Raw genomic sequence first — 24,540 nt, forward strand, 5'->3', positions numbered from 1 at the left:
GACGTCATCTTCATGATTGCAACCGACCCCAACGCCTATTGCGTCCCCGCATTTGACAGACGAGGCACATGAATCAGTCGGCGCAGAGTTGCGTGACGAAATCGTTTCGTTTCTTCCAGAGTTGGACGCCCTGCATCCCTCATCCGATTTGGCGCTAGACGCTCAAGCGTTATGGGGCCAGTGCTCCGCGGCTGTCGGCCTTATGGGACATAGCACCTCAGATGAAAGCGGACAGGTGTGGTCAGGCATGCGCGGCTCCCAAGACAGGGCCACACGGTCGCGCCCGCATCTTTTCGCTTGGTAAAGCGCATCGTCTGCCGCCCGGATGGCCATATCAATGGTCTCTTCCTGAGCTTTCATCGCGGCACCGACAGAAATTGTTACGCGCAGTTTCTGACCGTCGAAGTCCGTGTAGGCATCTTTCACCGAGGCGCGCAGACGTTCCGCGACGTCCTTCCCATGTGCCTCGTCGCTTCCTGGCAGGAAGATCAAAAACTCCTCGCCCCCAAAACGGCAGACGATATCTTCCGTACGGCACTGAACACGCAGCGCGTTGGCTACTGTGCGAATGACTTGATCTCCAGCCATGTGGCCATGCGTATCATTCATCCGCTTGAAGTGGTCGATGTCTACCATCAGAACAATTCCGCTGACCCGCGGGCATCGCGACAGACGTTCGAACAGGAAATCGCGCGTGGAGACGTCGGTCAGCCGGTCACGAAACACGCGGCGGCGCAGTTCCTCGGCAGTGCGTGCGCTGCTTTGTGCCTGTCGGATCAGCGATCCCGCAAACAGCACCGTGAGTCCGCCAGAAAATGCAAGGCTCGCCAGCAGCCGCAAGCCCTGCGGTATCGACACGCCCATCATCATGACCGTATTGGCAACCAACAGGTTGCTAAACGAGGTCACCAGCAGAATAGCGACCAACAAATATCCTTTGTGCCATGCCATTTGACGTTCCTGCTCGGCCCTGTTGGCGACCCTTCGGGTCGATGCTCCAGCCGGTTTCTCCAAGCCGTTCCAATACACGGATCGACGACAAGGCAACGCCTATCGCCGGCGACAGCCCTTGCCAGAAGAGGCGCTAGCCGCCCTGTGTGTATGGCACAAATGGCATGGGAAATCTTTAAACGATACTAACCGAATAGATTGGATTTTCTGTAAATCAGATCAGATCGAGCGGCCCGGCGCGGCGTTCCTCGGACAACAGGACATTGGCCTCCAGATTGCCCACCCCCGGCAATGTCATGATCCGCCGCCGCAAAACCCGTTCGAAATCAGGGATGTCGCGTGCGACGACACGCAGACGGTAATCAAACAGACCAAGAACATGCTCCACGATCTGCACCTCGGGAATTGCGGAAACCGCTCGCTCAAAATCCTCAAGGCTCACCCGCCCCTTCGTCGCGAGCTTAACCCCTAAAAACACCGTCACGCCAAAGCCCAACGCCTCGGTATCCACGTCCAACCTCGATTCGCGGAAGACATTCGCTTCGCGCAGCCGTTTTATGCGCCGCCAGCACGCCGGTTGCGACAGCCCAAGCGCGCGCCCCAACGCTCCCGCCGTTTGCGTGGCATCCTCTGCCAACGCCCGGATCAAGGCCCGGTCCGTATCGTCAAGCGAGATCATAGCGGCAGCGCCTCCGTATCCTTGACGCGTGCCACATGCATCAGTGCTTCGATATCGTTGATATGCGGCAGGGTCAGAAGGCGCTTGCGATAAAGCTGCTGATAATGCGCCATATCCCGAGCGATCACGGCGAGGCGCACATCCGTCTGACCGAGGAAGGTCTGGATCTCCATCACCTCTGACACCTCACGAGCGGCGGCGATAAATTCGTCAAATGCGCGTGGTTGCGTTTTGTCCAGCGTGACACGCAATGACACCTCCACCTCCCAACCCAAAGCCTGCCAATTTATTACACCACACAGCCCCCGCAGGATGCCTTTGTCCCGTAGTCGCTCCAATCGTCGTGTCAGCGTAGATGGCGTCACCCCTGCCCGCTCGGCAAGATCCGATGCCGCGATGTCCGGCTCCGCCTGATAGTGTCGCAGAATGCGTCGATCAGTGTCATCAAGCATGATTTCTCCGATAATTTAGGAAATGACGAATACTTGTATTTCTGAACTTTGAAAACACTCAAAAAACGCAACCGCTCTCGCATCGCAACGGCGTAAGTTCCGCTCAATCCATAAGCACTTCGAAAACCCGAGGAGAGACACATGCGCGTTTACTATGACCGCGATTGCGACGTGAACCTGATCAAGGATAAAAAAGTCGCCATTCTGGGCTACGGCTCGCAAGGCCACGCACACGCCCTGAACCTGCGCGACAGCGGCGCAAAGAACCTTGTCGTGGCTCTGCGCGAAGGCTCTGCCTCCGCCAAGAAAGCCGAAGCCGAAGGCCTTCAGGTCATGGGCATCGCAGAAGCCGCCGCCTGGTGTGATGTCATCATGTTCACCATGCCCGACGAACTTCAGGCCGAGACCTACAAGAAATACGTCCACGACAACATCAAGCCCGGCGCCGCCATCGCGTTCGCCCACGGCCTGAATGTGCACTTCGGCCTGATCGAGCCCAAGGAAGGCGTCGACGTCATCATGATGGCGCCCAAAGGCCCGGGTCACACCGTACGAGGCGAATACACCAAGGGTGGCGGCGTGCCCTGCCTCGTGGCTGTTGACACCGACTCCACCGGCAAGGCGCTGGAAATCGGTCTTTCCTACTGCTCCGCCATCGGTGGCGGCCGCTCTGGCATCATCGAAACCAACTTCCGCGAAGAATGCGAAACCGACCTCTTTGGTGAGCAGGCGGTTCTGTGCGGCGGTCTCGTGGAACTGATCCGTTGCGGCTTTGAAACTCTGGTCGAAGCCGGCTACGCGCCCGAAATGGCCTATTTCGAGTGCCTGCACGAAGTGAAGCTGATCGTGGACCTGATCTACGAAGGCGGCATTGCAAACATGGATTACTCGATCTCGAACACCGCCGAGTACGGCCAGTACGTAACCGGTCCGCGCATTCTGCCCTACGAGCAGACAAAGGCGGCCATGAAAGCGGTTCTCACCGACATCCAGCAGGGCAAATTCGTGCGTGACTTCATGCTCGAAAACGCAGTGGGCCAGCCAACGATCAAAGCATCGCGCCGCGCCAACGATGAGCACATGATCGAAGAAACCGGCACCAAGCTGCGCGGCATGATGCCGTGGATTTCAGCCGGCAAGATGGTCGACAAGTCCAAAAACTGATCTCGCTTACCGAGACGACAGAAAATGAGGCGGCATCGAATGCGGTGCCGCCTTTAGCTTCAGGGCGGAATTACACGTCCGCTGGCTTCCCGGTCGAAGACTTGTCTTCGGCCAGCGTAGATTTCGTGGCGGCAGGATCATGGCGGCGGTCTTCGATCTTTTTCTTGCTGACAAGAGCAAAGACCAATACTGCTCCAAGCGTGACGAGAAAGAGAATTACAACGATCTCTGTAGCACCCATTCCAGTTCCTCCTTGTAATTAATGAACTGAACACGCGTGGCCCGCCTGACGTTCCCGCGGCGCGACATACTGCCGCGCCTTTGGTCCTCCGGCCACCAAACAGGACCACCAAACGATGCCCGAAATCACTGCGCGAAGCTGGATCATGGTTCTGGCGCTTGGCCTCGTCTGGGGCGCAACCTTTCTGTTGATGGAAATCGCCTTGCGCGGCATGACACCGTTTTGGCTGGCGGCGTATCGCATTGGCTTTGCCGCTGCACTGACCGTGGTCATCTGGCGCGTCCTTGGCGGGCGGCTTTGGCTGACGGACACCCGTGCATGGCTGTCGCTTGTCACTGTCGGACTGCTGTCGACCGCCGTGCCCTTCATGCTGCTCAGTTGGGGGCTGCAGTATGTGACCTCCGGGTTTGCGGGCGTCAGCATGGCCGCCGTCGCGCTGATTGTCTTGCCGCTGGCGCATGTGTTCTTACCCGGAGAGCGCATGACCCTACGGCGGTTTATCGGCTTTCTGATCGGCTTTGTCGGGGTGGTTGTGTTGATTGGACCAGAGGCGCTGGCCTCCACCGGTGAAGCGATGGAGCCGTTTGGTCGCCTCGCGTGCCTTTGCGCCGCCGGGTGTTACGCAGTCAGCACCGTCACCATGCGCCGGATGCCGCCCGTCGATCCCATCGGGCTGGCCGCCGTGCCGTTGGTGATTGGCTCTGCCTTGGTCATTCCCGTGGCGCTGCTGCGTGAGGGGATGCCGGTCATGCCCGATACGCAGACGCTTTTGGTCGTGGCTGTGCTAGGGTTGGTGCCCACTGCCGGGGCCAATCTTTTGCGGGTGTTGGTGGTGCGCTCTGCCGGACCGGTGTTCATGAGCCTGACGAACTATCAGGTGCCGCTGTGGTCTGTCGTTTTGGGCGTTCTGGTGCTGGGTGAGCAACTGCACCCCTCACTGCTGCTGGCAATGGCCTTGATCCTCGCCGGAGTATTTCTGAGCCAGTGGGGCGCGCTGAAACGGCTGTTCGGTAAATGAAAAGGCCCCGCACGCGGCAGGGCCTTCACGGGGTCTGTCCAGTGCGGATCGCTTACCAGCAGCTTACCAGGACAGTCATATCAGTGGCCTGCGCCGTCAGATCTTCTGGTGCCAGCGTCCCGACGCTGCTCTGCACCGTGGACTGCACACCGTTCGCCCGAAGGAAGTCCACGATCAACTCCCCCTTGGCGGCAAAGCTTACCTGATCGGGCAGGACGCGCCCGCCGTCCGTGTCACGCGGCAGCAGCATGCCCATCACCTGACCGCCCGCATCAAAGACCGGGCCGCCCGCATCGCCGGGCATGACGTTCATGGCCAGACGTTTGACTGTCTCCTCGCCAGCCAAGCCTTGCGTGTCTTCCAGCGTGCCATACGTCAGGGTCGGCGCGGTCAGCACCCCCCCAAAACTGAAGCCGGCGACGGCAACTTCGGACTGCAAACGTTGCGTTTCAACCGTGAACTGCGCGACGCCACGCGGCGACAGGGTGTCCACAGGACGCAGGAGTGACACGCCGAGCTGTGTATCGGTGGCCATGACCTCCGCATCATAGCTTCCGTTGATCGTCACACGGTCGCACTGACCGACAGTCGTGGACGAGGCCAGAACAGTGCCTCGATCATCAATGAAGAAGCCCGAGCCATTGCCCTTTGGCGTGCGCACGCGCAGGCCGGACACAAGGTCTACCGATTGGCCGTCATCGGTCACGGCCGCCGGGTCCAGAACACCATCGACGCGCTGGTAGCTGTCCTGCATCAGCGCCAGTACGCGCGTACGCCGCTCTTCGTCCCCTGCGGGCCAGATCAGGGTAAAGCCCTTGATCTCGCCGTTTTGCAGGCCGACTTCGGTATGGGAGACGATGCGGTCGTTCGCACCGGTCAGACGGAAGCCACGCTGGTCACGGCTGCGTTCTCCCTCGGTCGGAACGATTTCCAGCGTCTGCATGATCTCATACAGGCCGTTGAGCGTGCGCGAGTCTCCGGGCTGAGAAATCAGCAGCACCCGCGCCTGCAAGTCCCCTGTCGGTTCAAAGAGCGCGAACGGCGCTTCGTATCGATCAAAAGACACGACACCCATCGGCATCTGCATCACGATGCCCGCCCGGTTGTCGAGGTAGTCGCGCATTCCCAAACCATCAAGCACGGCGTTGTACTGGCGCAGCAGCTCTTCGCGCTGAAGCGTTGTCAAAACGCCTGTGGCCTCCAGACCATTGGCGTCTTGCCAAGCGGCCATGGAACGGCGCGTGCCGCCACCGAAGGCGCCATCAATGCGACCGTCGTAGAAGCCGGCCCATTGCAACGCGATCTGCAGCGCGTCCCGCTCATCCCTGTTTAGCAGCCGTTCGGAATTGCGCGCCTCGCGCGGGGTTTCCTCGTCGACATCCACAGGGCGCACCGATGGGGTCTGCGACTCAACAACTGCCTCATCTGTCACCGGTGCCGGTTCTTCGGCATCCTGGACAATCGCTTCGCGCGTGCGTTCGGTCAGATCCGTCGCGTCCTCGGCCAATTGCTGGCGCAGTTCCGAGACATCAGCCGCTGACTCTTCGGTCGCCGCATCCTGAGTGACTTGAGCCCCGACGGGCCAGAACTGGCGGCCATAGACGTTGCTGCTTTCGATGTAGCTGTCCGGCGGAATATCTCCGTTCACCATCATCTGGCCCAGAAACGCCTCTGCCTCGTCGCGGTCGGCGAAGGGGCCAACGGCCACGCCGTACCATCCACCGCCCAGGGAAAAGCCGTTCACATTTCCGAGAGTTCGCGAAAACCGCCGCACCGAGGACTGCGCGCCCGTCAAAGACGTGCGTGCCTCGACCTGAATATAAAACTGCTCCGCATCCGGCGCTGTCTGGCCAAACGCGGTTTGCCCTGCGAGGGCCAGCGCAAAAACGAGGTATTTCAAATGGCTCGGCATATGTGTCACGGACCCTAGCTACAATTCGACAATCAACAGGTTACTTACCAGATCAGGCAGGCTGTGCACGCGAAAATCAAGCCCCGTTCAGATTGACCCCGCGCCTGTTGCCGCCTAATCAGGCCGCAACCGCCGCAAGGGAGCCCGAAATGCCCGAGACCCAATCCACATCGCTGCCCAAACCGACCTCTTTCCAAGAGATCATTCTGCGTTTGCAGACCTATTGGGCGGGCAAGGGCTGCGCCGTGTTGCAACCCTACGACATGGAAGTTGGCGCGGGCACGTTTCACCCGGCCACCACGCTGCGGGCACTGGGATCGAAGGCCTGGGCCGCTGCTTATGTTCAGCCCTCGCGCCGTCCCACCGATGGGCGGTATGGCGAGAACCCCAACCGTTTGCAGCACTACTACCAGTATCAGGTGATCATCAAACCCTCGCCGCCGGACCTTCAAGCGCTGTACCTCGGCTCGCTCGAAGCCATCGGCATCGACATGTCCAAACACGACGTGCGCTTTGTCGAGGACGATTGGGAAAGCCCGACCCTCGGCGCATGGGGCTTGGGCTGGGAAGTCTGGTGCGACGGTATGGAAGTCTCGCAGTTCACCTACTTTCAACAGGTTGGCGGTCACGACTGCCATCCAGTGTCCGGTGAATTGACCTATGGATTGGAGCGTTTGGCCATGTACGTGCTCGGCGTCGATCATGTGATGGACATGCCGTTCAACGATCCGCAGTCGCCGATCGCCCTCAAATACGGTGATGTCTTTCGCCAGACCGAGGAAGAGTATTCGCGCCACAACTTCGATGTGGCCAACACCGAGAAACTCTTCGAAGACTTCATCAAGGCAGAGGCCGAATGTGCTTCGATCCTGGCGGCAGACCATACGGACCCGAAGACCGGCAAGCGTATCATCATGGCACATCCGGCCTATGACCAGTGCATCAAGGCGAGCCACCTCTTCAACCTGCTCGACGCGCGCGGCGTGATCTCCGTCACCGAACGCCAAGCCTATATAGGCCGCGTCCGGGCGCTGGCAAAAATGTGTGCCGATGCCTTTGTCCAGACCGAAGCCGGTGGGTTCGAGCCCGGAGAAGCAGCGTGACCGGAAAGATATTTGCGGCGGCCATCGTGATCGTGGCGCTCGTTTTCGGTGCCGTGGTCTACTACACACAGGTGTACTACTACTACGAACCGGTGCAGGCCAATGGCAGCACCGACGTCATGTTGTTGAACACGGCCACGGGCGAACGCGAACCGATCCTTTACGAGAACTTCGAGGCCATCGACGCCAACAGCTCTCCCATTCGGTATCGCGCGTGCTTTACCACACCGATGTCGATCCCGATGCTGACAGAAACATACGAGATCTACGAGGGCGCTGAACCGCGCGTTGCGCCGGGCTGGTTCGACTGTTTCGACGCCGAGGCCATCGGTGGTGAAATCGAAGCCGACACTGCGGTGGTCTTTGTTGACGAACGCAACCGCGAATTCGGCATCGACCGCGTTGTGGCAATCACAGACGACGGACGCGGCTACGTTTGGCACGAGGTCAACGATTGCGGCGACAAGGCTTACGACGGCACGCCACTGGGCGACGAGTGCCCCGAGCGCTGATTTGAGCCGGCACGCAGGATCGACAGCCGGAACGCGGCAGTTCGGCCTGCGGAGACAATGCTTTTCTGCCAAAAGGGTTTTGGACCGCCGCCTCGATTTACTGCTGTGTGAAAAGTAGCCGAGATAAGGTCATCGGGCGGGGCGGAATTGCCCCGTCTCCGACGCGACTGATGGCCCGAAGTTGGCGAAATCTTGCCCACCTCGGAACCTTTCCCCTCCTCATGCGCTGTCCCTACAAGCAACAGGAGGAAGCCCAAATGTCCGATAAAGCCCCAGCGTGGGTCCCACCCGTCATGCGCGCAGGGTATTATGCCCGCGCCGCTGTCTACACAATTGTCGGGGTGCTGGCCTTCCTCGCTGCCGTTCGCGGAGGGCAGGCCCAGGGCACAACCAACGCACTCGCCGACCTGCGCTCTGCGCCTTTGGGCGTCTTTGCCCTCTGGGTTATCTCCATAGGTTTGTTTGCCTACATGGTCTGGAGACTCGTCGACGCCGCACTCGACCTTGACGACTATGGCAGCGATGCCAAAGGCATGTTTGCGCGGATCGGTCTGGCAGTCACCGGTTTGATCCACGGTGCCATCGGTGTGTCGGTTGCGGCCACCGCAATGGGCGGCGGCAATGGCTCCGATGGAGGGGGTGCCCAAAGCGCGACGCAGAAACTGATGTCCATGCCTTATGGACCGTGGCTGGTGGGTATTGTCGGCGTCATCACCATCGGCGCCGGTATTTACTACATGCGCAAAGGTTGGGGCGAGAAGTACAAAAAACACATCCGCGTCACTCCGACCACACAGAAACTCGACCCGGCCATGAAGTTCGGCTGCATTGCCGAAGGTGTCGTCGTTGGCTTGATCGGTATTTCTATCCTCATTGCTGCCATCAACACCGATCCAAGCCAAGCTGGCGGCGTCGGCGAAGCGCTTGGTCAACTGCGCTCCATGTCGTTTGGCCGCATCCTGTTGGGCGCTGTTGGTCTCGGCCTTATCGGCTTTGCCATCGAAAACGCCGTTGAAGGCACCTATCGCATCCTGCCGCGTTACGCTGGACCTGACGTCATGACAATGGCGAGACAGGCCAAGCTGAAAGCCGAAGGCAAGCTGCACGAAGCCACTGCCTGAGGCCATTTCCCCTAGGGGCGCTTGCGACCCCGCGCCGGGGCCGCTAGACACCAGCCACAACGAGACACGCCCGCGCCAGATTGGTGCGGGCAAAGCTGTGGTGATACGATGCCGGACCTTCTGATCGAACTCTTTTCCGAGGAAATCCCCGCGCGGATGCAGGCCAAAGCCGCCGCCGACCTTCAGAAGCTGGTGACCGATGGTTTGGTCGAAGCAGGACTGACCTACGCTTCGGCAGCGGCGTTTCACACCCCGCGCCGTTTGGCATTGACGGTCGGCGGCCTAACCGCGGAATCCCCCACCCTGCAAGAAGAGCGTCGCGGCCCGAAAGTCGGCGCACCGGACAAAGCGCTTGAAGGGTTCATGCGCGGCGCCGGCGTGACCCGCGAACAGCTGGAAGAGCGCGAGGAAAAGAAGGGGAGCTTCTACTTCGCCACTGTCACCACTCCGGGCCGAAAGGCCGATGCGATCATCGCAGATGTGCTGGAAAAGACGGTGCGCGGCTTTCCCTGGCCAAAATCCATGCGCTGGGGCTCGGGCACACTGCGCTGGGTCCGCCCCCTGCATCGCATTACGTGCATCCTGACAACGGAGGAAGGCGCGCAGGTCGTCGATCTGGACATCGACGGGATCAAGGCGGGCAACACGACCGAAGGTCATCGCTTCATGGGCGGCAAACCTTTCGATGTGACGTCTTTCGATGATTACGATGCGAAATTGAAGCAGGCGAAGGTCATTCTTCAGGCATCTGAGCGCGAACAGCATATCTGGAACGACGCAACCAACATGGCATTCGCCCAAGGCTTGGAAGTCGTGGAGGACAATGGGCTGCTGGCAGAGGTTGCAGGCCTGGTAGAATGGCCGGTTGTTCTGATGGGCGACATTGCCGAGGATTTCCTAGGTCTGCCGCCAGAAGTGCTGCAAACCTCCATGAAAGAACATCAGAAGTTCTTTTCGGTTAAGAACCCCGAGACCGGACGGATCGAGAAATTCGTCACGGTTGCCAACATCGAGACCAGCGACAACGGCGCAACCATCCTTGCAGGCAACCAGAAGGTTCTGGCCGCACGGCTGTCGGATGCGAAGTTCTTCTGGGAAAACGACCTGCGCGTGGCGACCACTGACGGGCTGACCGCCTGGACGGATCGTCTGTCAAACGTAACCTTCCACAACAAACTCGGATCGCAGCAGGGGCGCATCCAGCGCATCGCCGCGTTGGCCGAGGCATTGGCCCCGCAGGTCGGATCCGATGCTGCATTGGCCCGTCAGGCTGCTGAAGTCGCCAAGGCCGACCTGTCGTCGGAAATGGTTTACGAATTCCCGGAATTGCAGGGGCTGATGGGCCGCTACTACGCCGAAGCAGCGGGCCTGCCCCCTGAGGTCGCCAACGCCTGCGAAACACACTACTCCCCGCTAGGTCCGTCCGATGATGTCCCGTCTGAGCCCGTGGCCGTCACCGTGGCACTGGCGGACAAGCTCGACACGCTGACCGGCTTCTGGGCCATCGACGAGAAGCCGACCGGGTCCAAGGACCCCTTCGCCCTGCGCCGCGCTGCGTTGGGAGTGATCCGGCTGGTACTGGTGAATGATTTACGGATGTCGCTAAAAGACGCGTTTTCCTCGCAACTTTCAAAATTAGCAGCTGAATTGAATTGGCAAACTTACATTAAGCAAGCTGATGAAATCCGTGAAAAGGGTCGCGCACTTGGTTTTGATGGCGGTGAAATCGAGAAAGCTGCAGCAAAGTTGGCTACAGAAGCTGCTGAACATGGGCTGATCGTCTCGAACTATGAACCAATCGCCACCGATGATGGCCGACAACTGATCTCCCGCGACGGATTCGATGAGGCCGCCCTTACGAGCGAACTTCTGTCGTTTTTCCATGACCGCCTGAAGGTGCACCTGCGCGCTGAAGGCATCCGTCACGATGTGATCGACGCTTGTCTAGCGATGGATGGCGCGGATGACCTCGTGCTGCTGGTCAAGCGCGCAGAGGCGTTGCAAGAGCTGCTCAGTTCCGAGGATGGCGAAAACCTCGTCCAGGGCTTCAAGCGCGCCAACAACATTCTTTCTCAGGCCGAAGAAAAGGACGGCGTCGAGTACTCTTTCGGCGCGGATGTGAAGTACGCCGAGACCGACGCGGAGAAAGCACTGTTCGAGGCTCTCGATGCGGCCGAGGAAAAGATCACCCCGGCCATGCAGTCCGAAGATTTCGCCGCTGCAATGGAGGCGATGGCCGCTCTGCGCGCGCCGATCGACACGTTCTTTGATGCGGTTCAGGTCAATTCCGACAACAGTATCATCCGACGCAACCGCCTGAACCTGCTGTCACGGATCCGGACCATCTGTCTTCAGGTTGCGGATCTGACCCGTCTGGACGGCTGATCACAAAACGATCGTTTCACGACGACCATGGTCCGGGGGAAAGCCCCCGGTCCATAGAGGTCCTTCCAAAGCAAATGAACAAAGCGGTCCGTATACGGGCAGCACACAGTCTTCACCGCTTGGGACCGCGACCATTCCACATCTTGTCACATGATTTTCTCTGCGTATTCTGCGCGCGAACAAGACAGGTGCTGCAGTGCAGAAAGCCCTCCCGGATCACCGTGACGTGACGCTCATCACGCCCTCTGCGCCCATGGCGACGCCGACCCATGGCGGTCGCGCAAAATGTTTGCAACGCTTGGTGCGCCTCGATCTGCCAGTGCCTTGCACCGTGGCATTGTCCTTTGACGAGGTGCATCGGATCGCTGCCGGGACCTTGCCGGATATGAGAGGCCTGCTTGCGTCTTTCGACAGCGATGCCCTGCTCTGTGTCCGACCGTCGTCCGAAGATCCCGATTGGGGCGGGCCGAGCGCGATTTTGAACATCGGCATGAACGATGCACGGTATAAGGCCCTGTCCGATGAGATCGGGACGCAGGCGGCAGCAGCGCTATACCTTCGGTTTGTTCAGTCCTACGCCGTGCATGTGGCGCGGCTCGACCCTGATGAATTCGACGAGAGCGACGACAGTGGCACAGCCGGCCTGTCCGATGCATTGGCGGCCTATGAGGCAGAGGCTGAGGAGCCCTTCCCGCAGGATCCGGCTGTACAGTTGCGTGAGGTTCTGCGGTCCATGGCGCGCGCCTGGGAAGGCACAACCGCGCGCCTTTTGCGCCAGGCAAAAGGCGCGCCTGTGGATGCGGGGCTGGGCCTTGTGGTGCAGGAGATGGCACTGGGTCTGGGACACGGTGAATGCGGTTCAGGCGTCTTGCAACTGGTCGAAAGCGACACCGGGCTGCCCCAACTCACCGGGCGCTATCTCAGCCAGAGCCAAGGCCGGGATGCGCTGCGCAAACGCCATTGCAGCCTGTATCTCGAACGCGATCCGCGTGGACCGTCATTGCAGGACCTCGCGCCAGAGGCCTTTGCCAAGCTGAACGATTTCGCCCAGCTCGTGCGCCGCAGGTTGCGTGAGGAAATGCAGATCGAGTTCACGATCCGGGGTGGCGAGGTGCATATTCTGGATGGCGTCCGCGTGGCGCGCACGGCCCGCGCGGCGGTGCGGATCGCTGTGCGTCTGGCGCAAGATGGCATCATATCCGAGCAGGAAGCCGTCATGCGGATAGAACCGAGGGCCCTTTCAGAGTTACTGCACCGACAGATCGCCCCAGGCGCTGAACGCGATGTGATCGGGCGCGGCATCGCCGCCTCCCCCGGTGCGGCGACGGGGCGCGTGGTGTTCACATCAGCAGACGCGCAGGCCAGTGCTGCGCGTGGCGAGGCCTGTATTCTGGTGCGACGTGAAACCTCGCCCGAAGATATACGCGGGATGCACGCGGCCGTCGGCGTTTTGACGGAGCGTGGCGGCATCACCAGCCACGCGGCGGTGATCGGGCGCGGACTTGGTCTGCCCTGTGTGGTCGGCGCGGCGCGGATGCAGTTCCAGTTGCACCGCAAAATGCTGATCGGTGAACGTGGGCGCAGTTTCAAGGAAGGCGACGTCATCACGCTGGATGGCACTTCGGGCGAGGTGTTGCTGGGCAGCCCGGAAACGGTAGAGGCCGCGCTCGATGACGCGTTTCAGACGCTCATGGGCTGGGCGGACGAGGTTCGTGACATCGGCATTCGTGCCAATGCCGATACCCCCGCTGATGCAACCACTGCCCGGCGGTTTGCGGCGCAGGGAATCGGTCTGTGCCGGACGGAACATATGTTTTTTGACGCCGAGCGCATCACGCCCATGCGCGAGATGATCTTTGCAGATACGCCGGAAGACCGGCAGGCTGCGCTTGCTGTCTTGTTGCCCATGCAGCGCGCCGACTTCACCGAGCTGTTCCGCATCATGGAGGGGTTGCCGGTCTGCATTCGTCTGTTTGACCCACCGCTGCACGAGTTCCTGCCGAAAGACCGCGCCGGGCTGCGCGATCTGGCGGAGGCGTTGGACATGCCTATCTCTGACGTGACGCGTCGGGTGGAATCCTTGGCGGAATACAATCCAATGTTGGGACTGCGCGGCGTGCGCCTTGGCATCACGGTGCCGGAAATCTACGACATGCAGGCGCGCGCGATCTTTGAGGCGACACTGGATGCCTCTCGTGAAGGCGCACCCGTTGTGCCCGAGATCATGCTGCCCTTGGTTAGCGCTAAACGTGAGGTCGAGATTTTGCGCGCCCGTATCGACGCGGTCGCCGCCGAGGTGCGCGCCGAACGTGGACGCTATTTCACCTTCCGCCTTGGAGTCATGGCAGAGACGCCCCGCGCCTGCCTGCGTGCGGACGATATCGCGCCGCATTGCCAGTTCCTGTCTTTCGGGACCAACGACCTGACACAGATGACCTATGGCCTTTCACGCGACGATGCCGGGCGTTTCATGTCAGATTACGTGCAGCAGGGCGTATTTGACGAGGACCCGTTTCACCGTCTGGACATAGAGGGCGTGGGAGAGTTGATCGCCGCCGGGGTGCAGCGCGCCCGTGCCACGAACAAAGATGTGATGCTGTCCATTTGTGGTGAGCATGGCGGCAACCCCGAATCTATTGCCTTCTGCCGCGAAGTGGGCATGGATTATGTCAGTTGCTCCCCCTTCCGGGTGCCTGTTGCCCGGTTGGCAGCGGCGCAGCTGTCACTTCGTGAGACGGGTGTTGCCCGACCGACACGGCGCTAAGTCGCCGCGATACAAGGGATTCCTATGCGGACGTTGACCCTTGGGCACCTTCACGCCCATTGGGACACGCCCTGCGCGGTCCTGTCGCTTTACGCAACTGTTTAATTTCGGTAGGTAACGCCCCGTTCCGACTGGCAAATGCCCGGATTGAGACAATTGATTTCATATTCAGAGAGCGCCCCATGATCCAAGCCTTGACCCGCGCCCTTTGCCTTTTAGCGGCGGTCACCACCACAGCCCTGCCGGCAATGGCCGATCAAGTGCGCAGGGCGCAGACCCTCGTCGCTTTGGAAACGCGCGCGCTATCGCGCACGCAGTCCAGCCATCTCAAAAGCTTGGTCACGCCGATCCCGGCCTCTGCCATCATGGGAGCCGGCCGAATTAGGTACGATCGTGCGTGGTTGACCACACAGCCGATTGCCAGAGGCGGTGCCGAATGGGAATGCCTCGCAGAAGCGCTGTATTTCGAAGCCCGCGGAGAAACCGTCAAGGGTCTGTTCGCTGTGGCCGAAGTCATCATGAACCGCGTGTCGTCGCCGCGTTTTCCCAGCTCCGTCTGCGGCGTGGTGAACCAAGGTACGGGACGTAAATATGCCTGCCAGTTCACGTATACCTGCGACGGCCACCCAGAGAACATTCACGAACCCGCAAGCTGGGCGCGCGTGGGCAAGGTTGCCAAAGTGATGTTGTCCGGTGCGCCGCGGCCGCTTACCAAAGGCGCAACCTACTATCATACCAATGCCGTGCGCCCGAAATGGTCATCGGCCTTTATCCGCACCGCAAGCATTGGCGACCATTTGTTTTACCACAACCCCCGGTAAATCGACCGTTTTTTGGTTGTGATGCGCCGTTTTGGCCCTGCCATTCCGGCGACGCATGTTTATTGTGGCGCGAACAATCCTACCGGCAAGGAGCCCGCCATGGCCTCTGAAATCCGCCTCGCCTTTGCGCATCCGTCCGAACGGGCCATCGCTACAGCTGGCGACGCCCCGCGCGACCGTATTTCGCTGCGCGACCATGTGGTCGAGGTCGAGATCGGCGCGTTTCAGGCAGAGCGCGGCACAAAGCAGCGCATTCAGTTCAATGTCGTGGTGGAGGTCGCGCCTTTTACCGGTGATCTTGATGACGACGTCGACCGCATCCTGTCCTATGACCGTGTCACAGAGGCCATTGCGCATGAGCTGGCTGCCGAACGCCTCAACCTTTTGGAAACTTTGGCAGAACGCATAGCAGAGCGGATCTTGCTGGAGCCTCAGGCGCTGCGGGCCTTTGTCCGCATTGAAAAGCTTGATCGTGGGCCTGGCGCCCTGGGCGTCGAAATCGTGCGTGCCCGCAGCGATGTGGCGGCACATCTTAATGCCTTGGCCGATGAAACCGCGTCAGAGCGTCCGCATCCCCGAGTTGTCCATCTGTCGAACGACGCCATGGATCACCCTGATCTGGGGCGCTGGGTGGACACCCTTGTGGCGCGTCGCGCTCCGGTGGTGTTGTGCTGCGGCCTGCCACCAGAGACACCGCTGAGCACGAGCCACCACATGACGCAACGCCGCGTGGATCTACTGGCCATCGAGCAAAATGGATGGCGGCTTGCGGCACGCGACCTGCGGTGCAAGGTCGTTGCCACGCGAACGGAACTCGATTGGGCGATGAAGAACGGTCAGACCTGTGTCTGGGCGCCGTCCAAGATCGTGCTCGATGCCATCGAAGGGCCGAGCGTAGAACCTCAGGATGCCACGGCGCTGAGCGCTTGGTTTGCGCAAGAGATGGAAGCCTGCGAATTGCTGATCATCGGCGAAGATCTGCCAGACAGCACGCACGTCCCTGCCCGCGCCATCGCAGTGGGCGACCCGCTTTTCTGAAACCACACTTGAAGAACCGAGGCGAATGGGTCAGGGAAACGGTATGATGACATACTACAGGCCCCTTGTCCGCTTTGACCTGCCCCGTCCCGACGATGCCCTGACGCTGGCCGGTGGGGCGGGATGGTTCACGCAGGTGGTGGCTCATGTTCGCGGTCAGACACCGCGCACATTGGGCGTAGAAGCGCTGCCAGAAGTCTGGCGGATGCGCCTGACCGGGTCCCGCCCTCCCATCGCCGGAGTGGAGATGAACCGCACCCGCGTTATGGGCATTCTGAATGTCACACCCGACAGCTTCTCGGACGGCGGGCGCTATCAATCCGCAAGCATCGCCTTACGATTGGCGCAGGACATGGTCTCCGCCGGGGCGGACATCATCGACGTGGGTGGCGAGAGCACCCGCCCCGGCGCTCATACCGTCCCCGTCGAAGCGGAGATCGCCCGCGTCGAGCCGGTGATCCGCGCCATCGCGTCAGAGCTTTCCATGCCGATCTCCATCGACACGCGCAAATCTGCCGTGGCCGAGGCCGCCGTGCAGGTTGGGGCCAGACTGGTCAACGATGTCTCCGGCTTCACCTATGATCCGATGCTTGCGGCCTACTGCGCGCGCAATGGGGTGCCTGTTTGCGTGATGCACACCCTTGGTGAGCCTGAGACGATGCAAGCCAATCCGCAATATGATGACGTGCTTCTGGACGTCTACGATTTTCTTGAACGGCAAGTGCAAGCGCTGGAGGCTGCTGGCCTGACCCGTGGCCAGATCCTCGTCGATCCGGGCATCGGATTTGGCAAACGGGTGACGCATAACCTGGCACTGCTGCGGCATGTGGCGTTGTTTCATGGCCTGGGCTGCCCAGTGCTGGTCGGTGCCTCTCGCAAAGGCTTCATCGGCAAGATCACCGGCGCCAGTCCTGCGGACGCGCGCATGCCAGGATCGGTGGCAGTGGCTCAGGCCATGGCCGCGCAAGGCGTACAAGTTGTGCGTGTCCATGATGTCGCTGAAACCGCGCAGGCACTCGCCATGGAACGGGCTATTTCAACAGGAGTATTTTGATGAACCGCAAACTATTTGGCACAGATGGGGTGCGCGGCACCGCCAATGTCCACCCGATGACAGTAGACATGGCCGTGTCGTTGGGCGCTGCGGTGGGACGCTATTTCCGCAATGAACATGGCGGCGTGCACCGCGTTGTGATCGGCAAGGACACCCGCTTGTCGGGCTACATGTTCGAAAACGCGTTGACCGCAGGTCTGACGTCGACCGGTATGAACGTGCTGCTTCTTGGACCGGTCCCGACCCCGGCGGTCGGGCTGCTGACGGCGTCGATGCGCGCGGATCTGGGTATCATGATCTCGGCGAGCCATAATCCGGCGGATGACAACGGGATCAAACTTTTCGGGCCGGACGGGTACAAGCTTTCCGATGCCGTTGAGACAGAGATCGAGACGATGGTTGCGGAAGGTGTCAAACCCGCCAAGCCACGCAACATCGGTCGTGCGAAGCGTATCGAAGACGGGCGGTTCCGCTATCAGGAGCGGGTCAAGGGCACCCTACCGGCTGGCCTGCGGCTTGACGGGATCAAGGTGGTCGTCGACTGCGCCAACGGGGCGGCCTACCGAACCGCACCGGAAGTCCTGTGGGAACTCGGTGCCGATGTGATTGCCATAGGCACGTCGCCCGATGGTCTGAACATCAACAAGGACTGTGGCTCTACACACCCAAAGATGGCTGCCGAAGCTGTCCTTGAGCACGGAGCCGACGTCGGCATCTGTCTTGATGGTGACGCCGACCGCATCCTTCTGATCGACGAAATGGGCCAAATTGCTGACGGCGACCAGATCATGGCGCTGCTGGCCGCACGCATGGCTGAACAGCAGACGCTCAAAGGCGGCGCGCTGGTGGCCACAGTGATGTCGAACCTCGGGCTTGAACGTTTCATGACCGACAAGGGATTGCGACTGGAACGCACGAAGGTGGGCGATCGCTATGTGGTCGAACACATGCGCGCTGGCGGCTTCAACCTTGGCGGGGAGCAATCGGGCCACATCGTCATGACGGATGTCGCAACCACGGGTGATGGTCTGATGGCCGGCCTGCAGTTTCTGGCAGAAATGGTGCGCTCGGGGCGTTCCGCCTCCGAGTTGACCCATGTCTTCGATCCGGTACCGCAAATGCTGAAAAACGTGCGCTACGGAGCTGGCCAGACCCCGCTGGAGGACGCCGCCGTCAAAGCCGCAATCCGCGATGCAGAAGCCAAGCTGGACGGCCATGGTCGTTTGCTGATCCGGCGCTCCGGCACCGAGCCGCTGATCCGGGTCATGGCAGAATGCGAAGACGATGAGCTGCTGGCCCAAGTGGTCGATGGCATTGTCGCAGAGGTGGAAAAGGTCGCGACCACCGCTGCCTGAGATCTCAAACTCTGCGGCGTCTGATCGGGCGTCGCAGAGTCAGTACAAGCCGCCGCAGAAAGCCGAAGATGAGCGTCAAACCCAACCATCCGGCGACAAACCCGGTCCCGGCAAAGGTCGCGCCCTCAAATGTGGCTGGAACAGCGGGCTTATAAGTTTCACGCGCCCGGGCCCAGATCTGCGCATCGCCCAAGTGGGTGGCCAGTTTGGCCCGCATGAACGGCCCCGCGCCCTGCAATGCCCCTAGATCTGCTGCCAACTGCTCATAACGGGCCATGTCTGAAATCATGTTCTGTGCCTGAGTTCGGGCGAGCGGCCCCTCTTTGGCCAGCCGATCAAGATAATCCGGTAAGGTCATGCCCACCTCTGCGGCATCGGCCGCGTAACGGGTAATCTGGCGGTCCAGTTCATCCACGGCACCGCCGAGCCGCTGCATGTATTGCTGCGAGAACTCCGGAAATTGAGACGCCCCGATAGCCCCCATCATCCCGGCCCCCACCGCCAGTGCGCGCAGGATCATGCCCTTTTCCTCTCGTGCCTCGGGTCGGCCTCTCTTGAGGCTCTGTTATAGGAGGGCAAAGGCCCTCGCCACAGTCTAGTCAAAACGAAACCGCCGCCAAGCCCAAGGCTCGACGGCGGCAAATCAACGCTGAGAGGCGGGATCACTCCTGCGCTTGCGCGACACCGTAAATCTCGGCGATACGGGCCACCGCCTGCTCTGGCGGCAGCTCTTCGCTTTCTCCCGTGCGACGAGAGGTCAGTTCCACCACGCCGTTTTTCAGCCCGCGCGGGCCGACCGTAATGCGCCAAGGCAGACCGATCAGGTCCATGGTGGCGAACTTGCCGCCTGCCCGCTCGTTGCGATCATCATAGAGTGGTTCCAGACCCAGCGCGGTGAGCGTGGCATAGAGCGCCTCGCAGGCTGCATCGGCCTCATCATCGCCCTGCTTTAGGTTGACGATACCGCAATGGAAGGGCGTGACGCCTTCGGGCCAGATGATGCCCTTGTCGTCATGCGACGCCTCGATGATCGCGCCGAGCAGACGCGACACGCCGATCCCGTGCGAGCCCATGTGCACCGGCACCTGTGCACCTGTCTGATCCTGAACCACAGCATTCAACGCCTCGGAATACTTGGTGCCGAAGTAGAATATCTGACCCACTTCGATACCACGCGCCGTGCGCTGACGGTCCGCAGGCACATCGGCCCAGACCGCCTCGTCGTGCGTTTCATCGGTGCGCGCGTAGCGAGAGGTGAACTCTTCCAGCACGGCTTGGCACTGGTCGACGTTGTCAAAATCGATCTCGCGCTCGCCAAATTTCAGATCGGTGATTTCGCTGTCATAGAAGACCTCGGATTCGCCGGTGTCCGCCAGCACAAGGAATTCATGCGTGTAGTCGCCGCCAATGGGACCACCATCCGCGCGCATGGGGATCGCCTGCAAGCCCATGCGTTCGTAGGTGCGCAGGTAGCTGACGAGGTGGCGGTTGTAAGCGTGCAGCGCGTCTTCTTTTGTCAGATCGAAGTTGTAGCCGTCCTTCATGTAAAACTCGCGGCCCCGCATCACACCAAAGCGCGGGCGGATCTCGTCGCGGAATTTCCACTGGATCTGGTACAGCGTCAGCGGCAGATCCTTGTAGGAGCGCACATAAGAGCGGAAGATGTCGGTGACCAGTTCTTCGGCCGTGGGGGTAAACAGCATGTCGCGGTCATGGCGATCGGTGATGCGCAGCATCTCTTGGCCATAAGCGTCGTAGCGTCCGGATTCACGCCACAAATCGGCAGACTGGATGGTCGGCATCTGGATCGGAATGTGACCGGCGCGGGCCTGTTCTTCGTGGATGATATCCTCGATCTTGCGCAGCACCTTGAAGCCCAGCGGCAGCCAGGAATAGATCCCGGCGCTGGCCTGTTTGATCATGCCAGCACGCAGCATGTAGCGATGAGAGACGATCTGCGCCTCGGCAGGCGTCTCCTTGAGAACGGGCAGGAAATAGCGGGACAGGCGCATATGGACCCCTCATGAATACGGTTTGAGAGGCGTTGTGGGGGATGCAGCCAAGCTTGGCAAGCCTCCTCCCCTTCCCCCGGCTGTGCAGACACGCCATGGTGGCGGCGCATACATAGAGATTCAACGTGGAACCGCGATGGCCGACCATACCGAACCCCTTCCACTTCCCTTCGGCCAGGAACCGCCAAGGGTGCCCCATATAACCGTTGGTGAAAACATCGCGCAGCTTCTTGACCTTGCCTCCGCCCCAGTCCTCCTCACCCTGCTCATAGCGGCTCTGCTCACTGGCGTATCGGTACCGCTCTACCGATCCTACCGCGACCGGGCGCAAAAGATGGCCGAACCGGAGCCGGAAACCCTCTCCGGGCTGCGCGTACTGGCATGGATACTGGCCTTGGTGGGCATACCGCTCTTTGCCTTCATCCTCACCGCCGTCATCGCCATCATAGCAACCTTCGATCCAGTATCTCTTGGCAAGGAACTGCGCTGGCACGTGCTCGCCTTCGTCGGCCTGATCACATCGCTGGGTGCCCTCATCTCCGCCCCCCTCGCCCTGATCCGCGTCTGGACCACCGAACGCCAGACCCGCATTTCCGAACAAGGCCACATGACCGACCGCATTTCCAAAGCGGTGGAGCACCTCGGGGCGGAAAAAACGGTCAAGCGCGACGGTGTCGAAGAATCCCGCCCCAACATCGAAGTCCGAATCGGCGGCCTCCTCTCTCTCGAACGCATCGCACAGGACAGCACCGCCTATGACAAAGGCCGCGACCATGTCCGCGTGATGGAGATCATCTGCGCCTACGTCCGCGAAAACGCGCCTGCACGCGACGCGCATGACTTTCCCGAACCGGATTGGAAACCACTGAAGGATGATGCGACGGAAGAGGAAAGAACTGCGCATCTTGAAGCACGCGAGATACGCTTTGGAGGAACCGTGAAAAACTTCTTCGCCAAAGCTTCGATCTGGGCCCAAACCCTCCCCAAACCTCGCGAAGATATCGCCCTCGCCGTCCACATTATTGGCCGCCGCACGCCCGTGCAAAAACGCATCGAAGCCCGCTGGGGGCCAAAAGCGGCAGCCGATGCGGAGTGCGTCTTTGATACACCGTGCCCGGAATTGCCCGAGCTAACAGAAGAAGAAGCGCCGCTCGGTAACACAGTGATCCACGCTTTCAACACCGATCTGACGACATGGAAAAAAGCCTTGGCAACCTTCAAAGGCTATCGACCGGACCTGACCAACACCAGCCTGCAACGCCTCGACCTCTCGTCTCACGACCTCTCCGGATGTCTTTTGGCACGGGCGAGGCTGGAGGGAGCGGACCTTAAGGAGACGCGGTTGCAGGGGGCAAACCTCCAAGAGGCGCTGCTGGATGCGGCGGACCTCACAGGGGCGCGATTGGAAGCGGCAGACCTAAGGCAGACGCGGTTGGAGGCCGCATATCTAGCAAAGGCGCGGATGCAGGGAGCGGACCTCGAAAAGGCACGATTGGACGGAGCGTCCCTTCTCGCGGCACTGTTGCAGGGCGCGGACTTAACGTCGGCTCGGCTGGAGGCGGCGTGCCTCGTAGGCACACGTTTGGAGGGGGCAGACCTCTCAGGGGCACGGTTGCAAGGAGCTTCCCACACAGGGGCGCGGTTAGAGGGGGCGGTCCTCAAAGAAGTAAGGTTGGAGGGCGCGTCCTTCACAGGGGCATGTTTGGAGAGGGCAGACCTCAGGGGAGCCCGGCTGGAAGGTGCCAGTTTTATAAATGTCGATAGTATCCAAGGTGCGGCGTTGAAGCAGATGTCACTTTTCAAAGGCTCGCTGTCTGAAAAGCAGGTCACCACAACATTCGGGGATGCCAGCGTGACCAACCTTCCCGGCAACATGCCTCGTCCTGCCCACTGGCCCAGCAACGAACTCGACAAGTACGATTTCTACAACGAATGGGCCAAGTGGCTGGCTGATCCCGACAACTACACGCCGCCCATGGGCTGACCCCGAAGCGGCGCACAGCGTAGCGTCGTCACTCGGACGTATCGCGTCTCCCCCCTTGCCTTACCATGCTGCACGGGCGAAAAAGGAAGCGAACAGGAGAACGCGCATGGCTCTGCCGGTACGGCAACAACTCAAGTACTGGGGGATCGCCTTTGCGATCTTCGCGGTCGTTTTGTGGTTCCTAGGCGACGTGCTGCTGCCCTTCGTGCTGGGCAGCGCCATCGCCTATGCGCTCGACCCGGTGGCTGACAGGCTGGAAAAATGGGGATTCAGCCGCGCCGCCGCGACGGCCACCATTACAATAGCCTGTATCGTGCTTTTCATCGTGGTGCTGCTGCCGGCCGCGCGTATGCTGGTGGACCAGCTGACACAGCTTTTCTCCATCGCGCCAGAGCTGTTCCTTGATCTGCGCGCCTTCCTGACAGAGAAATTCCCAACCCTGATGAGCGAAGGCGGCGCGCTGCATTCGGCGCTGGCCTCCATCGGCGACACCATCAAGCAAAAGGGCGGCACCGTGGTGGAGACCGCGCTGACCTCGGTCGGATCGTTGCTCAATATCCTGATGTTGTTTCTGATCGTCCCTGTGGTCACCGTCTACATGCTGCTCGACTGGGACAGGATGACGGCCAAGGTCGACGACCTTGTTCCGCTGGATCACAAGGAGACCATCCGTCATCTCGCCCGCGAGATAGACGGCGTGCTGGCGGGGTTCATCCGTGGAATGGGGTCGGTGATGGTCATCTTGGGCACCTATTATGCCGTGCTCTTGTGGCTTGTGGGTCTGCAATTCGGCCTGGTGGTCGGGGTCGCGGCGGGCATGCTGACTTTTATCCCATACGTCGGCGCGATCGTAGGCGGGGGACTGGCGATCGGCCTGGCGCTGTTCCAGTTCTGGGGCGAATGGTGGTGGATCGTGGCCGTATGGGCGATTTTCCAATCTGGTCAATTCCTTGAGGGCAACGTCATCACGCCGCGGCTCGTGGGCGATTCCGTTGGACTGCATCCTGTCTGGCTGCTGCTGGCCCTGTCGGTGTTTGGCGCGCTGTTCGGGTTTATCGGCCTGCTGGTGGCCGTGCCGCTGGCGGCGGCGCTGGGGGTGATCGTGCGTTTCCTCGGGCAGCAATACAAAGGCTCGAAACTCTATCTTGGATATTCCGCTGAACGGGACGGCGTAGAGAAATGAACACGCCAGAGCAATTGCCCCTGCCCCTGCCCGCCCGTGAGGCGCTGGGGCGGGAAGAATTTTTTGTGAGCGAGGCCAATGCCATGGCCGTTGCCCTGGTCGAAGGGTGGCAGGACTGGCCTACGCGAAAGATGGTGCTGTGTGGACCGTCCGGTGCAGGCAAAACGCACCTGGCTCACGTCTGGGCACGATTGGCCAAGGCGCAGATCGTGTCCGCCGGGGCGATCACCGAGGGCGTCGTGCCTGCTTTGGCGCGGTCCCCTGTTTGTGTCGAAGACATCGAAGCGGTCGCAGGACAGCGTGACGCTGAAGCAGCCCTGTTCCACTTGCACAACCTCGTTCTGGCGCAGGGGCATTCACTGCTGTTCACCGCAACCCGAGAGCCGACGCACTGGCCGCTGATCCTCCCTGATCTGAAAAGCCGCATGATGGGCGCTCAGGTGGCCCGCCTTGGCGCACCGGACGACGCGCTGCTAAGCGCCATGCTCATGAAGCTCTTCGCCGACCGCCAGCAGATGCCCGCGCCGGAGGTGTTGACCTATCTGACCCGTCACATGCCCCGCAGCCACGCCGCCGCGCGAGAGATTGTCACCGCCCTAGACGAGGCAAGCCTGGCTCATAAGCGGAAAGTGACGCGGAATATGGCATCCGAGGTGCTGACGCGTTGGTTGGCGGCCCGCAACGGTCGATGACACCTGCCCAAATCGTAGCTTTTTCCAAGCGGACGCTATATCACGGTGGGTGACATGAATTGTCATAAATGTTTTGCAAACCCATAGGCATAAGCCGCT

Annotated in this window: 21 protein-coding genes; 14 read left to right on the plus strand and 7 right to left on the minus strand. The window is 60.7% G+C overall.

Going from position 1 to position 24,540, the window contains the following annotated elements:
• Positions 1-162 precede the first annotated feature (162 nt).
• From GGQ68_RS09505 to GGQ68_RS09515, 3 genes are all read right to left on the minus strand, one after another.
• The gene (locus GGQ68_RS09505) at positions 163-951 is read right to left on the minus strand and encodes a GGDEF domain-containing protein (RefSeq protein WP_183965362.1); all 789 of its coding nucleotides are present in this window, start codon (positions 949-951) and stop codon (positions 163-165) included.
• A gap of 214 nt (positions 952-1,165) precedes the next feature.
• Positions 1,166-1,630, minus strand: a complete 465-nt coding sequence (locus tag GGQ68_RS09510) for an Lrp/AsnC family transcriptional regulator (protein ID WP_183965363.1) — start codon at positions 1,628-1,630, stop codon at positions 1,166-1,168.
• Positions 1,627-2,082 (minus strand): Lrp/AsnC family transcriptional regulator, encoded by a 456-nt coding sequence (locus tag GGQ68_RS09515; RefSeq protein WP_183965364.1) that lies wholly within the window; start codon positions 2,080-2,082, stop codon positions 1,627-1,629. Before GGQ68_RS09515 ends, GGQ68_RS09510 begins: the two co-directional genes overlap by 4 nt.
• A gap of 141 nt (positions 2,083-2,223) precedes the next feature.
• Here GGQ68_RS09515 and ilvC point away from each other — a divergent pair, with 141 nt between their 5' ends.
• Positions 2,224-3,246, plus strand: a complete 1,023-nt coding sequence (gene ilvC, locus GGQ68_RS09520) for a ketol-acid reductoisomerase (RefSeq protein WP_183965365.1) — start codon at positions 2,224-2,226, stop codon at positions 3,244-3,246.
• A 70-nt stretch (positions 3,247-3,316) separates the two neighbouring features.
• On the opposite strand, the gene GGQ68_RS09525 is transcribed toward ilvC, so the two are convergent.
• Positions 3,317-3,487, minus strand: coding sequence for a hypothetical protein (locus GGQ68_RS09525; protein WP_183965367.1), 171 nt, complete (start codon positions 3,485-3,487; stop codon positions 3,317-3,319).
• A gap of 115 nt (positions 3,488-3,602) precedes the next feature.
• Here GGQ68_RS09525 and GGQ68_RS09530 point away from each other — a divergent pair, with 115 nt between their 5' ends.
• Entirely contained in the window at positions 3,603-4,505 is a 903-nt protein-coding gene (locus tag GGQ68_RS09530; protein WP_183965369.1) for a DMT family transporter, read from the plus strand.
• Between the two features lie 52 nt (positions 4,506-4,557).
• Here GGQ68_RS09530 and GGQ68_RS09535 read toward each other — a convergent pair whose 3' ends face one another.
• Entirely contained in the window at positions 4,558-6,417 is a 1,860-nt protein-coding gene (locus tag GGQ68_RS09535) for a peptidoglycan-binding protein (RefSeq protein WP_183965371.1), read from the minus strand.
• Between the two features lie 149 nt (positions 6,418-6,566).
• Between GGQ68_RS09535 and GGQ68_RS09540 the strand changes: the two genes are divergently transcribed.
• The 9 genes from GGQ68_RS09540 to glmM all read left to right on the plus strand — a co-directional run bounded on the left by GGQ68_RS09540 (position 6,567) and on the right by glmM (position 18,570).
• Entirely contained in the window at positions 6,567-7,520 is a 954-nt protein-coding gene (locus GGQ68_RS09540) for a glycine--tRNA ligase subunit alpha (protein WP_183965373.1), read from the plus strand.
• A complete protein-coding gene (locus tag GGQ68_RS09545) occupies positions 7,517-8,032 on the plus strand; it encodes a DUF6446 family protein (RefSeq protein ID WP_183965375.1) in 516 nt (171 codons plus the stop codon). The genes GGQ68_RS09540 and GGQ68_RS09545 overlap by 4 nt, the downstream gene beginning before the upstream one ends.
• 257 nt (positions 8,033-8,289) lie before the next feature.
• Positions 8,290-9,153: a DUF1206 domain-containing protein gene (locus tag GGQ68_RS09550; protein WP_183965377.1), complete on the plus strand. Its 864-nt coding sequence runs from the start codon at positions 8,290-8,292 to the stop codon at positions 9,151-9,153.
• A gap of 108 nt (positions 9,154-9,261) precedes the next feature.
• Positions 9,262-11,538: a glycine--tRNA ligase subunit beta gene (glyS, locus tag GGQ68_RS09555; RefSeq protein WP_183965379.1), complete on the plus strand. Its 2,277-nt coding sequence runs from the start codon at positions 9,262-9,264 to the stop codon at positions 11,536-11,538.
• Positions 11,539-11,791: 253 nt separating this feature from the next.
• Complete coding sequence (locus tag GGQ68_RS09560; protein WP_183965731.1) at positions 11,792-14,302, plus strand: putative PEP-binding protein; 2,511 nt, start codon at positions 11,792-11,794, stop codon at positions 14,300-14,302.
• A 182-nt stretch (positions 14,303-14,484) separates the two neighbouring features.
• Complete coding sequence (locus tag GGQ68_RS09565) at positions 14,485-15,123, plus strand: cell wall hydrolase (protein ID WP_183965381.1); 639 nt, start codon at positions 14,485-14,487, stop codon at positions 15,121-15,123.
• Between the two features lie 99 nt (positions 15,124-15,222).
• Positions 15,223-16,161 (plus strand): dihydroneopterin aldolase, encoded by a 939-nt coding sequence (locus GGQ68_RS09570; protein WP_183965383.1) that lies wholly within the window; start codon positions 15,223-15,225, stop codon positions 16,159-16,161.
• 43 nt (positions 16,162-16,204) lie between these two features.
• A complete protein-coding gene (folP, locus tag GGQ68_RS09575) occupies positions 16,205-17,215 on the plus strand; it encodes a dihydropteroate synthase (RefSeq protein ID WP_183965385.1) in 1,011 nt (336 codons plus the stop codon).
• On the plus strand, positions 17,215-18,570 hold the full coding sequence (gene glmM, locus GGQ68_RS09580; protein WP_183965387.1) for a phosphoglucosamine mutase: 1,356 nt from the start codon (positions 17,215-17,217) through the stop codon (positions 18,568-18,570). The genes folP and glmM overlap by 1 nt, the downstream gene beginning before the upstream one ends.
• Before the next feature lie 4 nt (positions 18,571-18,574).
• On the opposite strand, the gene GGQ68_RS09585 is transcribed toward glmM, so the two are convergent.
• Together GGQ68_RS09585 and proS are read right to left on the minus strand one after the other, a co-directional pair.
• Positions 18,575-19,090 (minus strand): DUF2937 family protein, encoded by a 516-nt coding sequence (locus GGQ68_RS09585; RefSeq protein ID WP_183965389.1) that lies wholly within the window; start codon positions 19,088-19,090, stop codon positions 18,575-18,577.
• A 142-nt stretch (positions 19,091-19,232) separates the two neighbouring features.
• The gene (proS, locus tag GGQ68_RS09590) at positions 19,233-20,582 is read right to left on the minus strand and encodes a proline--tRNA ligase (protein WP_183965391.1); all 1,350 of its coding nucleotides are present in this window, start codon (positions 20,580-20,582) and stop codon (positions 19,233-19,235) included.
• 190 nt (positions 20,583-20,772) lie between these two features.
• Between proS and GGQ68_RS09595 the strand changes: the two genes are divergently transcribed.
• The 3 genes from GGQ68_RS09595 (at position 20,773) to GGQ68_RS09605 (ending at position 24,441) form a co-directional block, all read left to right on the plus strand.
• The gene (locus GGQ68_RS09595) at positions 20,773-22,566 is read left to right on the plus strand and encodes a pentapeptide repeat-containing protein (protein WP_183965393.1); all 1,794 of its coding nucleotides are present in this window, start codon (positions 20,773-20,775) and stop codon (positions 22,564-22,566) included.
• A 106-nt stretch (positions 22,567-22,672) separates the two neighbouring features.
• Positions 22,673-23,749, plus strand: a complete 1,077-nt coding sequence (locus GGQ68_RS09600) for an AI-2E family transporter (protein WP_183965395.1) — start codon at positions 22,673-22,675, stop codon at positions 23,747-23,749.
• A complete protein-coding gene (locus GGQ68_RS09605) occupies positions 23,746-24,441 on the plus strand; it encodes an HdaA/DnaA family protein (protein WP_183965397.1) in 696 nt (231 codons plus the stop codon). The genes GGQ68_RS09600 and GGQ68_RS09605 overlap by 4 nt, the downstream gene beginning before the upstream one ends.
• Positions 24,442-24,540 lie beyond the last annotated feature (99 nt).

It is taken from the genome of Sagittula marina (assembly GCF_014196795.1).
Taxonomy (GTDB): Bacteria; Pseudomonadota; Alphaproteobacteria; order Rhodobacterales; family Rhodobacteraceae; genus Sagittula; species Sagittula marina.

What these genes read in the sequence shown, in the direction of transcription:
- GGQ68_RS09570 (WP_183965383.1), top strand. Translation starts at nt 15,223, where the DNA reads ATGGCCTCTGAAATCCGCCTCGCCTTTGCGCATCCGTCCGAACGGGCC.
- folP (WP_183965385.1), top strand. Translation starts at nt 16,205, where the DNA reads ATGATGACATACTACAGGCCCCTTGTCCGCTTTGACCTGCCCCGTCCC.
- glyS (WP_183965379.1), top strand. Translation starts at nt 9,262, where the DNA reads ATGCCGGACCTTCTGATCGAACTCTTTTCCGAGGAAATCCCCGCGCGG.
- glmM (WP_183965387.1), top strand. Translation starts at nt 17,215, where the DNA reads ATGAACCGCAAACTATTTGGCACAGATGGGGTGCGCGGCACCGCCAAT.
- GGQ68_RS09515 (WP_183965364.1), bottom strand. Translation starts at nt 2,082, where the DNA reads ATGCTTGATGACACTGATCGACGCATTCTGCGACACTATCAGGCGGAG.
- GGQ68_RS09540 (WP_183965373.1), top strand. Translation starts at nt 6,567, where the DNA reads ATGCCCGAGACCCAATCCACATCGCTGCCCAAACCGACCTCTTTCCAA.
- GGQ68_RS09505 (WP_183965362.1), bottom strand. Translation starts at nt 951, where the DNA reads ATGGCATGGCACAAAGGATATTTGTTGGTCGCTATTCTGCTGGTGACC.
- GGQ68_RS09565 (WP_183965381.1), top strand. Translation starts at nt 14,485, where the DNA reads ATGATCCAAGCCTTGACCCGCGCCCTTTGCCTTTTAGCGGCGGTCACC.
- GGQ68_RS09550 (WP_183965377.1), top strand. Translation starts at nt 8,290, where the DNA reads ATGTCCGATAAAGCCCCAGCGTGGGTCCCACCCGTCATGCGCGCAGGG.
- ilvC (WP_183965365.1), top strand. Translation starts at nt 2,224, where the DNA reads ATGCGCGTTTACTATGACCGCGATTGCGACGTGAACCTGATCAAGGAT.
- GGQ68_RS09560 (WP_183965731.1), top strand. Translation starts at nt 11,792, where the DNA reads ATGGCGACGCCGACCCATGGCGGTCGCGCAAAATGTTTGCAACGCTTG.
- GGQ68_RS09530 (WP_183965369.1), top strand. Translation starts at nt 3,603, where the DNA reads ATGCCCGAAATCACTGCGCGAAGCTGGATCATGGTTCTGGCGCTTGGC.
- GGQ68_RS09510 (WP_183965363.1), bottom strand. Translation starts at nt 1,630, where the DNA reads ATGATCTCGCTTGACGATACGGACCGGGCCTTGATCCGGGCGTTGGCA.
- GGQ68_RS09525 (WP_183965367.1), bottom strand. Translation starts at nt 3,487, where the DNA reads ATGGGTGCTACAGAGATCGTTGTAATTCTCTTTCTCGTCACGCTTGGA.
- GGQ68_RS09600 (WP_183965395.1), top strand. Translation starts at nt 22,673, where the DNA reads ATGGCTCTGCCGGTACGGCAACAACTCAAGTACTGGGGGATCGCCTTT.
- GGQ68_RS09605 (WP_183965397.1), top strand. Translation starts at nt 23,746, where the DNA reads ATGAACACGCCAGAGCAATTGCCCCTGCCCCTGCCCGCCCGTGAGGCG.
- proS (WP_183965391.1), bottom strand. Translation starts at nt 20,582, where the DNA reads ATGCGCCTGTCCCGCTATTTCCTGCCCGTTCTCAAGGAGACGCCTGCC.
- GGQ68_RS09585 (WP_183965389.1), bottom strand. Translation starts at nt 19,090, where the DNA reads ATGATCCTGCGCGCACTGGCGGTGGGGGCCGGGATGATGGGGGCTATC.
- GGQ68_RS09535 (WP_183965371.1), bottom strand. Translation starts at nt 6,417, where the DNA reads ATGCCGAGCCATTTGAAATACCTCGTTTTTGCGCTGGCCCTCGCAGGG.